Source organism: Pseudoflavonifractor sp. BSD2780061688st1 E11 (assembly GCF_005844125.1).
Taxonomy (GTDB): domain Bacteria; phylum Bacillota; class Clostridia; order Lachnospirales; family Lachnospiraceae; genus Sellimonas; species Sellimonas catena.
In genome coordinates, this window is the sequence record NZ_SPHM01000002.1 from 40123 (window position 1) to 55189 (window position 15067).

Sequence of the window (15067 nt, forward strand, 5' to 3'; positions counted from 1 at the left end):
TGTTTCTGCCTTCCGGAACCGCGCTTTTGCCGGCACCGCCGAAAGTAACCGCATGCGTGTTTTTTTGCAACATTCGTAGTATAACATAGAAAAAACGGCCATGCAAGCCGTTTTTTCATGAATTCTTATATTTTACGTTGATTTTACCAGTATCTTCTGTACCATGGGCTTCCGTAAACGCTCTGAACCTTTACGACATCTCCCGGCTGCGGTGCGTGAATCATCTGTCCGCCTCCGATATAGATACCAACATGTCCAACATAGCATACGACATCTCCCGGCTGCGGGCTGGATACCGCCTTTCCGCCTGCTCCAAGAGCAGAAGATGTTCTCTTTACGCTGATGCCAGCCACACTGTGGCAGTATTTTACGAGTCCGGAACAGTCAAGTCCTGATCCCGGTGTGTTGCCGCCCCATACATACGGTGTACCAAGACAGCTTCTTGCAGCGCTTACAATCACACTTGCAGCACTTGCATTGCTTGTGCTGGATCCGCCTGAACTGCTGGAACTGGATCCGGAACCTGTACTCGGTTTTGATGTGCTGCTTCCGCTGTTAGATGTTCCACTATTAGAACTTCCACTGCTGGAACTTCCGCTGTTAGAACTTCCACTGCTGGATGTCGTATTCCCCGAGGATGAGCCAGAGGATGTATTGCTGTTCTGGTTTCCCGATGAACCTGACTGGCTGGAAGTCGTATTGGAACTGGAAGAGCTTTCCGCCGCTGCTGCAGCCGCTTCCTCCTGCGCCTTTCTCCGGGCTTCCTCTTCCGCCTTTCTTCTTGCCTCTTCTTCTGCTGCTGCCTGCGCAATCGCTGCCTGAAGCTCCTGATCAAGATTTTCTACTTCTGCCTGTTTCTCAGCCAGTGTCTGACTTAATTGTTCTTTCTGGCTTTCGAAAGATGTCTGCATCTCTTCCAGATTTGCAAGATCTTCTTCCAGGGTCTTTTTCAGGTTTTCAATCTTTTTTGTTGTTTCTACATATTCCTGAAGCTTTTCTCTGTCGTAATTATGTACGGTTTCAATATAGTCTGCCTGATTCAGAAAGTCTGCAATGCTGTTTGATGTAAACAGATCTTCCAGAGCTTTCGTATCGCCCTGTTCATACATATATTTAATCCGGACTTTCATCGACTCATACTGCTGCTGCTGTTTTTCCTCAGCTGCGGCGAGATCTTCTTTCGCCTTCTGGATTTCCTCTCCTTTGCTGACCAGCTTTTCTTCTGTCTCAGAAATCTTGGAAACCATCGTCTGAAGCTGTGCCTGTACAGACTCGACTTCTTTTTCTTTCTGTTCCTTTTCAGCTTTGATTTCATCGGTATTCGGTGCCGCATAAACCGGAGTTGCAAGCATTGAGCTAGCCATCAATGCTATCACCAGTCTCTTCCCAAATTTGTTCATTCTCTTCTCTCCTGTCTAAAACTGCATGTCCGAACTCTTTCGGTCCTTCTTTTTTCACTACAAGGTCTAGTATATCTTATTCTTCTATTCTTTGCAATGTTTTTTAATAATTTTGTAACATTTTTTATGACTATTCCTTCATACAGCCTGAAATCAATGAAATACGTCCAATTCGTACGCTTGAAATCTATGGCTGGCCATGCCCGCTTTTTTTTGTGTTCTCCATATTTCGAATCTGTACAAAGAACACAGACGCCGCAAATGCACAGACAACAGTAATAATTCCCATCCTCAGCGGTGTCTGGAATATCCATTCATACGCATTCGTTTCCGTCAGAAGCACTGAGCCAAGATTTGCTGCACAGTGCAGCAAAACCGGTGCTTTGATACTTTCGTAAGTCTCATAGGCATATGACAAAAGCAGTCCGAATACAAACGCATACAGAAACTGTACAATATTTCCATGCACAACGGCAAAAATCAGCGCGGAAAACAAAATGGCTTTTCTGGCATCTACCATGTCCCGGATTCTTCTGAAAATAACTCCTCTGTACAGGCACTCTTCAAGAACCGGTACAATCACTCCGAGTCCAATCACTTCGATGATCACCGGTGAAGCGTAAAGTCCTGCTGACGTTGTCTGATAAGAAACGCTGATGCTGCTGATATTGCTCAGAATCAGGATATTGTTCAGCGCAACTCCGGCTGTCACTCCAAGCAGAACTGCATACAGATAGGTCCATGCCGGTGTTTTGCCGGAATCCGGATCCGGTACCGTAAACAACCTTCGGTATTTCTCATCCTTTCTCATCATGTAGATATAAATTGGAAGCGCCAGCACTGCCGCCGCCGACGTAATTTCCGTCGAATGGCTCAGCGCAAATGTCAGTGTTTCTTCCATAAATGTCTGAAACGCTGTCTGGCTTTCATAGGCATGCAGCAGATCCTGTGCACGCGCAGCCAGATAAGCCGCGACAACAACAATATCCACAAGGAAATTGATCCCCCAGTAAATCAAAATCGGAATAATGATTCTCGCAAACGGATTTCCCGGCTGTCTGTTTGGCTGATTATTGAACATTGATTATCTCCTCAAAATATGCTTTGATTTCCTCTTCGTCACCTGTAAGAGAGCCCTGGATCATGCCCGGCTTTCCGCCGCCCCGTCCATGAAATCTCTCGTTCAGCTTTTTGCCCATATCACGGATATCCCTTTTCTGGCTTCCGATTACATACTGGTACTGCTCGCCCCGTTTCAGGAAAACAGCGCACACAGCAACACTTCGTTCCAGAACGTGATTCATCAGTTCCCGGATGCCGGTCTGATCCAGATCCGTCTCAAACAGGCACTGGCTGTATGTTCCTTCCGGAACCTGCTGTGCCTTCAGGGCAGTCATTTTTCTCTGCAGTTCAATGATCTGATGCTTCTGGTTTTCATTTTCATCCTTCAGTCTCCTGACTGCCTCCGGAAGTTCATCTTCTTTTGCAGAAAGCATCGCCGAAATCTCTTTCATATCTTTTTCGCGTTTTTCATGATCTGCCAGAGCTCTGTCCCCACTTACCATTGTCACGCGGACTCCACCCTTATAATTCATCATGGCGATCACTTTGATCTGTCCGATTTCTCCGGTAGAGCCGACATGGGTAGCGCAGCAGGCACACCGGTCATACCCCGGGATCCAGACAATGCGCACCTGACCGTCGATTTCAATCTTGCTTCGGTACTCCATTCCTTCCAGTTCTTCTTCAGACGGATAGAGAATCTGAACCGGGATATTCTGGTAAACAGCCCGGTTGGCCTCCTGTTCAATCTCTTCCATCTGCTCTTTTGTGACCGGTCCGTTAAAGTCCATGGTGCACAGATCATCTCCGAGATGAAATCCTACATTCTGATATCCGAACCGTTTATGTACCAGCCCGGACAAAATGTGCTCTGCTGTATGCTGCTGCATTCTGGAAAACCGGATCTTCCAGTCTATCTCTCCGTCGATCGTGCTTCCTGCTTCCAGCGGCTCTTCCGTATAATGGATGACTTCCCCGTCTTTCTCCTGTGTATCCGTCACCCGGATCCCGGAAAGCCATCCGATATCTCCATACTGCCCTCCGCCTTCCGGAAAGAAGGCGGTACGGTCCAGAATTACTTCATATCCATCCCTGCCGGATGCTTCCTGGCAGGAGAGAACCGTTGCAGTAAAGGTTTTTGTATAGACATCCTGATTATACAGTCGTTCTGTCATAGTCCTACATCCTTTCCGGCGCTTCAAATCCAAGCAGATCGATGGAGGTCTCCAGAATCGTCCTTACCAGATCAAGCAGTGCGATATATCCCTGCTTCTTTTCTTCATCCTCTTCGCCAAGGATTCTGTTATCATGGTAGAAACGGTTGAAGCTGTTTGCCAGATCGTAAATGTAACCGCAGATCTTATGAGGAGCAAGCTCTTCATATGCCTGATCCAGGACTGCGGTAAATTTCGCTGCTTCCAGCATCAGCGCCCGCTCAGAATCAGAGTGCGGTGCTTTCACGGAACATGTATCCAGATTTCCTCCGTTTTCGGCGTATTTATTCAGGATGGATTTGATCCGGACAATGGTGTACAGAATGTACGGTCCTGTATTTCCTTCAAAAGAAGAAAATTTATCCAGATCAAAGACATAGTCTTTGGATGCCTGGTTGGAAAGGTCTCCGTATTTTAATGCTGCCAGTCCGACCATCTGAGCTGTCTTTTCAGCCTCCTCCGGAGCAACTGTCCGGTTTTCCGCAATCTTCTGGGACATCTCTTCGTTGATTTCACGAATCAGATCGGAAAGACGCATGACACCGCCTGCTCTTGTCTTAAACGGCTTTCCGTCTTTTCCATTCATTGTTCCAAAACCGATGAAAGTCAGCTTGGTATCCTCCGGAACAATTCCCGTTTTCTTTGCGCAGCGGAACACCTGTACAAAGTGAAGTTCCTGACGCTTGTCTACCACATAGATTACTTCATCCGGCTGATAGAGTTCTTCTCTTTCCACAAGTGTGGCAAGATCTGTCGTATCATAGAGGGCTGCTCCGTCTGACTTCAGAATCATGCACGGCGGAATCTCCTTTGTATCGGTTTCTTCCTTGACATATACCACGAGAGCCCCCTGATCCAGATGGGCGAATCCTTTTTCTTTAAGCATTTCCACCATATCCGGAATATACGGCTGTGCATCTGCCTCCCCTTTCCAGAGATCAAATGTTACATTCAGGTTTTCATAATTCTTTTTCAGATCGGCAATCGATACATTCATGATGTGCTTCCAGAGTGCACGGTATCCTCTTCTTCCGTTCTGAAGCTCAAATGTCGCTTTCAGAGCTTCTTCTTTATAGTCCTCGTGCTCCTTTGCATAGGCACTCGCATATGGATAGATTTCTTCCAGGTCATTGATTGTAAACGGTGCTTCTTCCGGGTATTCACCGGTGAACTGCTCGTCAAAATACGGAAGATCCGGATTCCGTTTCTGAAGCTCTGTAATGACAAGTCCCATCTGGTATCCCCAGTCTCCAAGATGAACATCTCCGATAACCTCATGTCCCTTAAACCGCAGAATCCGCTTTAAACTTTCCCCAATTACTGCTGAACGAAGATGTCCCACATGAAGCGGCTTTGCCACGTTTGCGCCTCCAAAATCCATAATGATGCGTTTCTTCTGAGCCGCATGCTCTACCCCAAGCTGCCCGGACTTTCTCATCTCTTCTGCATAGGAAGAAAGAAACTCTTTTTTTACTTTCATATTGATAAATCCCGGATTTACCGCCTGTACATCCTCCAGTGCTTCACTCTCTTGAAGGTGAGTCAGTACATCCCCTGCAATCATAATTGGAGCTTTGTGGTAGGTTTTGGCTGCTGCCATCGCTCCATTGCACTGATATTCACATAAATCCGGACGATTAGATAAGGTCACTTTCGCAAAGCTTCCGTCATATCCTGCTTTTTCAAATGCTGCTTTCATTTCCTCTTCCAGAAAATCTACCAGTTTTTTCATCTCATTCGTCCTTCTTTCTTTATTTCTCTGATTTTTATATAAAATTACGTTCCTTATATTCTAACATAGGAAAGAATCTCCAACAACCATATTTTTGAGCTCTTGCGCTTTTTTCTCTTTTAGTATATAATAACAGAAATCATTATTGTTTTGAGAGGAAATCACTATGACAAAAGAAAAAAGACAGACTCCGCTTCTCGGCTCCCATGTCGGGATGAGCGGAAAAGATATGCTGCTTGGTTCAGCCAAAGAAGCGGCCTCCTATCAGGCTGATACCTTTATGTTTTATACCGGCGCGCCTCAGAATACAAGACGGAAAGACATCAGCGAGCTTCGTATCCCGGAAGCGTGGGATTTTATGAACTCCCATCACATTTCTGATATTGTCGTTCACGCACCTTATATTATCAATCTTGGGAATTCTGTGAAACCGGAGACCTTTCAGCTTGCGGTCGAGTTTCTCGCTCTGGAAATCGAGCGAACTTCCGCCTGCAGAAGCCACACACTCATTTTACATCCTGGTGCCCATGTCGGCGCCGGTGTGGATGCCGGGATTGATCAGGTCATCAAAGGGCTTAATGAAGTACTGACAAAAGATACCCCTTGTCAGATCGCGCTGGAAACGATGGCAGGCAAAGGCTCAGAGCTTGGCCGCTCCTTTGAAGAGCTGGCCCGGATTTATAGCGGCGTCACCTATAATGAAAAGCTTCGTGTCTGCTTTGACACCTGCCACACACATGACAGCGGATATGACATCCGGAATGATTTTGACGGTGTCATCGAAACCTTTGACCGGATTCTCGGAAAAGACCAGATTGCTGTCTTCCATATCAATGACAGCAAAAATCCGCGGGGCGCACAAAAAGACCGCCATGCCAATATCGGTCAGGGCGAAATCGGATTTGAGGCTCTTGCTTCCATCGTACACCATCCGGATTTCATGGAAGTACCAAAGATTCTGGAAACACCTTATATCCCTTCCGTCGAAAATCCAAAGAAAACGCTCCCGCCTTACCGCCGCGAAATTGAGATGCTCCGAAACCGCAAGTTTTCTGAAGAACCTGCGTAACATTTCCCGGACAACAACAAAAAAAACCTGTCGGAAAATCCGACAGGTTTTTACACACCTAGGCGGATTCGAACCGCCGCACCCGCCTCCGGAGGGCGGTGCTCTATCCCCTGAGCTATAGGTGTATTTCTGCGTCATGTGAACGCATTGATTATAATACCACATCTTTTACAGATTGTAAAGAGAAAAAATTCGACGAAATTCCGGATATTTTTCAGTTTTTCATTGAAATTTTTCTTTCCATTCAGTATGATATATGTTAAATAAAAAATCTTGTAAGGAAGGAATTATCATGCAGCTTCTTAAAGAACGTATCTTAAAAGACGGGGTTGTCAAGCCGGGAAATGTCCTGAAGGTCGACAGCTTCCTGAATCATCAGATGGACATTGACTTAATAAATGAAATCGGAAAGGAATTCCGCAGACGGTTCCCTTCTGAAAAGATTACAAAAATATTGACAATCGAAGCTTCCGGAATCGGGATCGCCTGTATCGCGGCACAGTATTTCCATGTTCCGGTTGTTTTTGCGAAAAAGGCACAGAGCATCAATATCGACGGAGAAGTTTACCATTCCAAGGTAGAGTCTTTCACACACAAACGTACTTACGATGTGATTCTCTCCAAGAAGTTCCTCGGACCGGACGATCATGTCCTGATCATCGACGATTTTCTGGCAAACGGATGCGCCCTTCTCGGGCTGATCTCCATCGTCAAGGATGCACAGGCTACCATTGAAGGTGCCGGAATCGTTATTGAGAAAGGCTTCCAGCAGGGCGGCGACAAGATCCGTGATCTTGGTATCCATCTGGAATCTCTTGCGATCATTTCATCCATGACCGACACTTCTCTCACATTTAAAGAAGATTAGATAAGGCAAAGCAGAAACCAGCGAGGACTGTGCCATCCCGGCACAGTCCTCGTTTTTTCTTTCTATCTGTTTTTTCCCGTTTCCATCAGGACTTTCACATGTCCTCCGCATACGAGCCCTTCATCGGCCGCATCCCGGTTATTCAGGTCAGACTCTTCGATTCTCCAGTCCTCTCCCTGTTTCATCATTTCCTGCGATGCGCGGACGATATCTGCCTCCAGCTTTCCTCCGCCGATGGTTCCAAAACAGTTCCCGGATTCCGACACAATAAAATGCGTTCCTTCTTTTCTTGGGGCGGAACCTCTTCTTTCCAGAATCGTGGAAAGTACAAAGCGTTCTCCCTCCTGCATGTTCTCGAGGGCATGACGAAATACTTCGTAACCGGTCTTCATGGAGCATCCGGCCTTGCTCCTCTCCTGAAGAATCTCTGCCATGACAGACACCGCAATCTCTTCCGGCGTCTGCGCGCCGATTTTCAGACCGATCGGTGCATGCAGCCTCTTAGTCCATTCCCGGTCAATTCCGGCTTTTTCCAGTTCTTCCCGCATCATGGCGGCCCTCGTTCTGCTTCCCATCATCCCGGTATAGTAGGATTCTTTTTTGGCAATCTCCATCAGACATTTCTGATCATAGGCATGCCCTCTTGTCATGACAACATAGGCGGTATTTTTTTCATCGTTCAGACTTCGCACCGCTTCATCAAATGGAAGGCAGATCACCTCATGGGCACCGCTCTTTTTGGCAAGCTCCGCGAAATATTCCCGGTCCTCCAGAACAATAGTCCGGATTCCGGCAAAGACAGAAAGCTTCGCCAGTGCATGTCCGACGTACCCTGCTCCGCAGATTACAATCCGGTCTTCTTTTTCTGCATTCTCCAGAAACAAAAATCCGCCGTCTTCATCCCAATCCATGGCAGTCCCCGAGAGGGACGCCTTTTGATACAATTTCCGGATCCGCTCCTTCCATTTCTCCGGAATCAGTTCCGTCTTTTCTTTCTTCAGTTCTTCCTGGTTCTTCAAAATCCATGTCCGGACTTTTCCACCTTTCTCTGCCAGACGGACGATCATCCCTCCGTCTTTCTCATAAAGGCTCTTGATCCGTTCTAAAAACTCTCTGTCTGTCATCATTTCGCTCCCATATATAAACAGGCATCTCCTGTTGTCTCATCCATCGAAAAACCTCACGGTATTCTTTGAAGAGGGCTTCTCCCATCCCCGGTTCCAGCCCGCTTAGGACCGCCCTTTTTATCTGTCTGCAATTCTGGAAAATTCCATCTTTGTCAAGCCATAGTCTGCAAAGGTCCTTCATCTCTACCAGATCCTCCGGTCTTTTTCCAAGCCTTTCCGCACAGATTTCCGACCGGTGTGCCACTTCCAGAAAGGACTTTCCCAGCGCTTTCTGATTAAGAATCCCTATCACCGCATCACAAAAGTCCGGCACCACAGGCTCCCGGTCATTTGGAATTTTGATCCATTTGCCCTTTGCCCCGTCTGCTTCCACACACAGACGGACTCCCTGATCCACCAGAGTCTTTAGGGCATTTAAGGGTATGGATCCGATCTTTCCATCCGGAAGTTCCCGTCCGATGGTCACCGGCCTCATCCCGTGTAATCTAATCCATTCTTTGACTTCCTCTGCGGAGAGGTCATCACGCCACAGAAGAAATCCTTCCTGCGGCTTCCACATCTTTGTTGTTGTCACAGCCGCTGCCGGCAGACCTTCTTCCCGCATTTCCCGCACACAGGTATAGACGGCCGTCGTCTTTCCGCCGGCACCCGTAAATGCGATGCATCTTTTGTTTTCCAGACCTAATTCTCCAAGCATGTTTTCTCCCATTCGTCCAGCGCACGGCAGACACTTCCCCCGATGGCAAGCGCTTTATCCGAAATCACAAAGCATCTCTCATTGCCGTCTGTTCTTGGATCGATATCCATGATTTTTAACCCTTTTGTGACCGGGTATCCTTCCTTGATTGCACCGCGCAGGTATCCGGTGAGCGTCGCACGGACATCCATTTCCCCGATCACTGCCAGAACTTCTCCCTCTTCAACGAGATCGCCCACCTGTTTCAGATACCGAATCGCACCGCTGCAAGGTGCATGGATCACCCGCTCTTTGGCATATCCCGCAATCATACCTGGCACTCCGGTATTTGGAATGGCTGTTCCGCTTCGGTAGATTTTCCCAAGAGTCTCTCCTCTCATGGTTTCAATGACCAGGTCCGTATCCACTCCTGCTGTAAATCCCGGCCCAAGTCCGATCGTCAGCGGTGCCATATCGATGGTGGTCCCCAGATTCTTTTTCGCAAGAATCCCGTCCACCAGAGCAATCGGATGGAGCCAGGACAGGCAGCTGCATTCCGGGTCAATCAAAACCGGAACTTCCCCGCATTCCCAGGCCTCTTCTGTCTCCTCCCGGGACAGCACTTTCCTTGCCGTCATTCCTTCCACGGTGCAGCTTCCTTCATACACCGCTTCACAGAAGGCAACCTGCCGTCTGATACATGCGGGACATCCGGTTTCCAGTACGAGCACCCGGTATCCTTTTTGGGCAAGCAGATAAGCAGTTCCTGTCGCCAGATCCCCTCCGCCCCGCACAACTACGGTCTTCTTCTCATCCATATCCCAGACTTCCTCTTTTTTTGCCTCCAGACGGTACAGATCGTCCAGATGTCGTTTCAAAACTTTCTTCCCGCCTTCATCACCGGAAAGGTTCAAAAGTTCCGGAAAATACCGTTCCTGAAACACGCAGGGATTTTTCGGGCCATTCCAGTCGATACAGCCGATTCCCTTCCGGCTTCTTTGAAAACCTTCCAGCATCGCTTCCAGTGTTTCTCTCTTTAGAAACGGCTGGTCACAGACGCAAAAGCATACCGCGTCGCCGCTCTGCCACTCAGGCTGATGCCGGATCGTTTCCAGGGCAAGGGCGATGGAAGAAGAAATCCCCCTCTCCGGATGTTTGTTGACTACACAGATTTCCGGAATATCGAGTCTCTTTTCTTTTTCACCTGAAACAACAAGAACTGTACTTCCTTTCCAGGAAGCGTGAATCTTTCTCGTCTTATCAAGCAGGAGGAAGAGAATTTCTCTTCCTCCGATCTGCTCCATCAGTTTATCTTCTTTTCCGTAACGAAGGCTTCTTCCTGCCGCAAGAAGCGCAAAGTGTATTTTCATCATGATGAATGTTTCATTCCCATATATACTTTCTCCGCCGTAATCGGAAGCTCCCGGATATGAACGCCTGTTGCATTGGCAACTGCGGCTGCCAGTGCCGGAGAAGGAGTGTTGATTACAATCTCTCCGATGGATTTTGCTCCAAACGGTCCGGTCGGCTCATAGCTGCTTTCAAATTCCACGCGGATTTCTCCGGTATCCTGTCTCGTCGGAATCTTGTACTGCATAAAGGAATTGCTGAAATTCTGTCCTTTTGGATTATATACAACATCCTCATAAAGGGCCATTCCGATTCCCTGTACCAGTCCGCCTTCTGTCTGTACCCTTGCAAGACTCGGATTGACAACAGTACCACAGTCTACTACGGCAACGTAATCAATCGGTGTCACTTTTCCAGTTTCCAGATCCACTTCCACTTCTGCCATACCAACCATGAACGGCGGTGGAGACGTTGGTGAGTAATGAGCCTCTGAAGCCATCAGCGCTTCTTCGTTTGCGCACATGATACGGTTTCCGATTTCTTTTAAGGTGATCTCTTTTCCGTCCTTCGGACACCATACACGCTTACCGTCAAACTCTACCTCTTCCTTTTCGCAGCCCAGATATTCGGCTCCTTTCAGGCAGATCTTCTCTTTGAGTTTCTCACAGGTCTTGATCACTGCCATTCCGGTCACATAAGTCGTACTGGACGCGTAAGATCCGGTATCGTACGGAGAAGAATCCGTATCCACGCCGGATACAATAATATCTTCCATCTCACAGTCCATACAGTCGGCCGCCATCTGTGCCAGAATGGTATCACATCCTGTTCCCATGTCAGAAGCTCCGACCATCAGGCTGTAGAATCCGTCGTCATTGACTTTCATTGCAACGGAAGCGGTATCCACGTTGGAAATTCCGGATCCCTGCATTGCCATGGCAACGCCGACTCCTCTCACCTTTCCATTACCCATATCTCTTGCCGGATATTTTTCATCCCAGCCGATCATCTCTTTTGCTCTTGCCATACAGCGGTCCAGCGCACAGCTCTGTGCAGTCTCGCCATAGTACGCAGGCATAACCTGTCCTTCTTTTACCATATTGAGCTCACGGAGTTTCACCGGATCCATATGCATCTGTTCCGCCAGCTCGTTGACCGCGGATTCTACCGCAAAAATTCCCTGTGTGGCTCCATATCCACGGTATGCGCCCGCTGACATGACATTCGTATAAACGACATCATACCGGAACCGGAACGCATCTGTTTTTCCATAAAGAGGAATGGATTTGTGTCCGGAAAGTCCAACCGTTGTCGGCCCGTGCTCTCCGAATGCTCCCGTATTGGATAGGGTATAGACGTCAATCGCCCGGATAATTCCGGCCTCATCGGCTCCTACCCGCACATGCACTTCCATCTCATGACGTGGGGATGATGCGATCTGTGATTCTTCTCTTGTGTAAATGATCTTTGACGGACGTCCTGTCTTCCATGTAACAAATGCCGGATATACTTCGGACACAACGGTCTGTTTTGCTCCAAAACCGCCTCCGATTCTCGGTTTGATCACACGGATCTTTGATTTCGGTATTCCAAGGGCATTGGAAAGAATTCTTCTTGCATGGAAGGTAACCTGGGTGGATGACACCACATTCAGCCTTCCATAGACATCCATGTAGCAGTAAGTGCGGAATGTTTCCATCATCGCCTGCTGGTTTGCCTGGGTATGGTAGGTCTGCTCTACCACATACTTACATTCTGAAAGGACCTGATCTACATCCCCGGCTTCATCCTTACCGCTGGCGCACAGATTTCTCTGATTGTCTGCTCCGACATTGCAGAGACTTCTCCAGTTTTCCTCCGGATGTACCAGGATATCATTATCTTTTGCCTTTCTGAAGTCCAGAAGCGGAGTCAGTACTTCATACTCCACCTTGATCATCTTCATGGCTCTGTCTACTGCTTCTTTTGTCTCTCCCGCAACGATCGCCACCGCGTCCCCTACGAAACGGACTCTCTGATCGAGGATCAGACGGTCATACGGACTTGGCTCCGGATAGGTCTGTCCAGCCATTGTAAACCGCTCATTCGGGCAGTCCTCATAGGTAAATACTGCCACCATACCCGGCACTTTCATCGCTCTGGCAGAGTCAATGTTCTTAATCAGCGCATGGGCATGCGGACTTCTCAGTACTTTCACGACGAGACAGTCCTTCGGTGCCAGATCATCTGTATAGACCGGCTTTCCTGTCACCAGCGCTTTGGCGTCGATCTTTGGTATCGCCTGATTTACTTTCTTCATGGATCTACCCCCTGCTTTCTCTCAGATATTTTTCCACAGCGCGCAGCTGTCCTGCATATCCTGTGCAGCGGCACAGGTTTCCGGCCAGATATTCCCGGATTTCTTCCGCGTCCGGACAATGTCCGGATACACAGAGCTCTCTTTCCATGGCAAGGACATTCATGATAAATCCAGGAGAACAGTATCCGCACTGCTCTGCCCCTTCTGCCGCCAGATATGCTCCGAACCGGGCCGCTTCTTCCTGAAGCCCCTCCAGTGTCGTAATCTTTCTTCCTGAAATTCCTGCTGCCAGAATCGAGCAGGAAAGCCGTGGTGTTCCGTCAACCCAGACGGTGCACAGTCCACAGTTGGTTGTCTCGCATCCGCACTTTACACTGTAGCATCCAAGATCTCTTAATACATCCAGAAGCACTGCACCTGCTTCAATCTCTGTATGGACTGGTTTCCCATTTAATTCAAACTGTACTTCCATCTACACATTCCCCTCTTCCAACGCTTTTTTCGCCCGGCCGGCAAGGACTCGTCCCAGATGCTTCCGGTACTCTCCGCTTCCACGCATATTGCTTCCATAGGTGAAGGTATCAGCCGCCTGTTCCATCTCGTCTATTGTAGTCTCTGTCACATCCGCCTTCATCGGTCTTGCGCCGATGGAAAGCAGGACTGTTCCGTCTTTTTCAGATGCCGCACAGGTCAGCACCGGGAAATCAGTCTGACTTCTTCTCTCCGAGAGATAAACTGCCTTTCTGCCGTCCTTGGCCACAATCAGTTCTTCCAGAATATCTCTGTCACGATCCATTCTGATAAATTCAGAAAGAGGAACGATTCCTTTTTTATAAAGCTTTACTTTCGTATCCAGTACAAGAAATGCCGTCAGAATATCTGAAAATCCATATCTTCCGAAAATGCTTCCCCCTACTGTCGCCCCGTTCCTAAACTGCACTCCGACAATATGTCTGGTACACTCTTTAAAAAAGTCTCCAAATGTCTCTTTCAGCCCACTGTGTGTCTCGAGCTGATGAAGAGTACTCATACAGCCGATGTGAAATTCTGTTTCGGTCTCTGTGATCTGATCAAGCCCAAGCCCGGACAGATCAATGACTGTATTAACATTTCCTCTGCCCATTCGGATCCACATCATCCCTCCAATGATCCGGTTGGCCCGTTTCTGATTCAGCTCATATGCCTCCTCGAGTGTGCCGGGCTTTACATAGTTTTTCACTGTTATCAAAATGTCTCTCCTCCCGTTTCTCTGAAATTATCCATAGTTCTTTTTATTTTAGCATAACCTTTCTTTAATATCTACATGCAAAGCCGCTTTTTCCTGTAATTATAATAATACACCGTGTCCGAAAGGTATTCTTCCCCCGAAACCTCGGAACGGTTGATGCTGTAGACCGCATCTTTTAATTCACAGATACCCGGACTTTTACTCTCCGGCACAAGAAGAACTTCATGAATACTGCTTGGAAGAATATAAAAATTTTCCTTCCACTCCTCCCCGATCATTTCCAGAAGCCCCGGGTACAGAATTGCGGCCGCACCATGGCTTCTCTGCATATTGGTAAGGACATACATATAGCCGGCAAAGCAGCTTTCTCCACGGCAGTCCGGAATCAGTTCCATGACTACATTCTGAATATCCTGAAGCTCTGCCGGGAGAAGGCGGGGCGTATTTTGTCCGGCCGCCTGCCTGATCTCTTCCCGGGTGATCCCCCACATTTTCAGATGTTCATTTGTAATCATCATGGAAATGGCACTGTACTTTTCTACCGAAAACAATACGCAGAACACAATATCCAGATCCAGATAGGAAAGATGCGGAACCTCTTTTAGCAGTTGCCTGTTTCTCTCCCCATTAATCAGCCTGTATACAATCTTGTCCTTCATCCGCTCATAGTTGTCCAGATACTCCGCTTCCATCAATGGTTCCGGGACCTTCTGGCTCTGACTGTACCACTCCAGAAGACCTTCCGTTACTCCTTTCATTTCCATGCCTCTGAGATACCGTTCATAGTAATCTTCCATATAGACAATAGGCGAGATCCCCTCTTCACATTTCCGGAATAAAAAACCCTGACGCACTTCGCCGTTATTCTTCGTTGTCCGGTAATCTTCTACATGGACATCCGCCGGCAGCTCCTCTATTAGTCTTTCTTTTACATTTGATAAAAATAACTGATACTCCATCTAAGCTCCTTTCGGGCCCGCTGAAGTCTGAATTGATCTGATTCTGATCTGATAAAAATGAGTTTATGAATTGAGTGTTTATT

13 protein-coding genes and 1 tRNA gene are annotated in these 15067 nt (G+C 47.8%); 2 read left to right on the top strand and 12 right to left on the bottom strand.

Going from position 1 to position 15067, the window contains the following annotated elements:
• Nucleotides 1–143: 143 nt before the first annotated feature.
• The 4 genes from FGQ85_RS01100 to argS form a co-directional block, all read right to left on the bottom strand.
• Nucleotides 144–1400 (bottom strand): C40 family peptidase, encoded by a 1257-nt coding sequence (locus FGQ85_RS01100; RefSeq protein WP_087255168.1) that lies wholly within the window; start codon nucleotides 1398–1400, stop codon nucleotides 144–146.
• Nucleotides 1401–1587: 187 nt separating this feature from the next.
• The gene (locus tag FGQ85_RS01105) at nucleotides 1588–2481 is read right to left on the bottom strand and encodes a CPBP family intramembrane glutamic endopeptidase (protein ID WP_138372434.1); all 894 of its coding nucleotides are present in this window, start codon (nucleotides 2479–2481) and stop codon (nucleotides 1588–1590) included.
• Nucleotides 2471–3637 carry a DHHA1 domain-containing protein gene (locus tag FGQ85_RS01110; protein WP_138372435.1) on the bottom strand — a complete coding sequence of 389 codons (1167 nt, stop codon included), beginning with the start codon at nucleotides 3635–3637 and terminating at the stop codon, nucleotides 2471–2473. Before FGQ85_RS01110 ends, FGQ85_RS01105 begins: the two co-directional genes overlap by 11 nt.
• Before the next feature lie 4 nt (nucleotides 3638–3641).
• Complete coding sequence (argS, locus tag FGQ85_RS01115) at nucleotides 3642–5408, bottom strand: arginine--tRNA ligase (protein WP_138372436.1); 1767 nt, start codon at nucleotides 5406–5408, stop codon at nucleotides 3642–3644.
• Nucleotides 5409–5574: 166 nt separating this feature from the next.
• Here argS and FGQ85_RS01120 point away from each other — a divergent pair, with 166 nt between their 5' ends.
• Complete coding sequence (locus FGQ85_RS01120; protein WP_138372437.1) at nucleotides 5575–6477, top strand: deoxyribonuclease IV; 903 nt, start codon at nucleotides 5575–5577, stop codon at nucleotides 6475–6477.
• Between the two features lie 53 nt (nucleotides 6478–6530).
• Here the strand turns inward: FGQ85_RS01120 and FGQ85_RS01125 are convergent.
• Nucleotides 6531–6602: transfer RNA gene (locus FGQ85_RS01125), tRNA-Arg, on the bottom strand.
• Nucleotides 6603–6769: 167 nt separating this feature from the next.
• Here FGQ85_RS01125 and FGQ85_RS01130 point away from each other — a divergent pair.
• Nucleotides 6770–7345, top strand: coding sequence for a xanthine phosphoribosyltransferase (locus tag FGQ85_RS01130; protein WP_087169687.1), 576 nt, complete (start codon nucleotides 6770–6772; stop codon nucleotides 7343–7345).
• A 62-nt stretch (nucleotides 7346–7407) separates the two neighbouring features.
• Here the strand turns inward: FGQ85_RS01130 and FGQ85_RS01135 are convergent, their stop codons facing one another.
• The 7 genes from FGQ85_RS01135 to FGQ85_RS01165 all read right to left on the bottom strand — a co-directional run bounded on the left by FGQ85_RS01135 (nucleotide 7408) and on the right by FGQ85_RS01165 (nucleotide 14984).
• A complete protein-coding gene (locus FGQ85_RS01135) occupies nucleotides 7408–8472 on the bottom strand; it encodes an XdhC/CoxI family protein (RefSeq protein ID WP_087168183.1) in 1065 nt (354 codons plus the stop codon).
• Entirely contained in the window at nucleotides 8426–9169 is a 744-nt protein-coding gene (gene yqeC, locus FGQ85_RS01140) for a selenium cofactor biosynthesis protein YqeC (RefSeq protein WP_171027852.1), read from the bottom strand. The genes FGQ85_RS01135 and yqeC overlap by 47 nt, the downstream gene beginning before the upstream one ends.
• Nucleotides 9154–10521 carry a selenium-dependent molybdenum cofactor biosynthesis protein YqeB gene (gene yqeB, locus FGQ85_RS19065; protein ID WP_138372439.1) on the bottom strand — a complete coding sequence of 456 codons (1368 nt, stop codon included), beginning with the start codon at nucleotides 10519–10521 and terminating at the stop codon, nucleotides 9154–9156. Before yqeB ends, yqeC begins: the two co-directional genes overlap by 16 nt.
• Complete coding sequence (locus tag FGQ85_RS01150; RefSeq protein WP_138372440.1) at nucleotides 10518–12797, bottom strand: molybdopterin cofactor-binding domain-containing protein; 2280 nt, start codon at nucleotides 12795–12797, stop codon at nucleotides 10518–10520. Before FGQ85_RS01150 ends, yqeB begins: the two co-directional genes overlap by 4 nt.
• A 4-nt stretch (nucleotides 12798–12801) precedes the next feature.
• Complete coding sequence (locus FGQ85_RS01155) at nucleotides 12802–13269, bottom strand: 2Fe-2S iron-sulfur cluster-binding protein (protein ID WP_087168187.1); 468 nt, start codon at nucleotides 13267–13269, stop codon at nucleotides 12802–12804.
• Nucleotides 13270–14016, bottom strand: a complete 747-nt coding sequence (locus FGQ85_RS01160; protein ID WP_347563031.1) for an FAD binding domain-containing protein — start codon at nucleotides 14014–14016, stop codon at nucleotides 13270–13272.
• Nucleotides 14017–14096: 80 nt separating this feature from the next.
• A complete protein-coding gene (locus tag FGQ85_RS01165; RefSeq protein WP_087168189.1) occupies nucleotides 14097–14984 on the bottom strand; it encodes a DUF5688 family protein in 888 nt (295 codons plus the stop codon).
• Nucleotides 14985–15067: the final 83 nt, after the last annotated feature.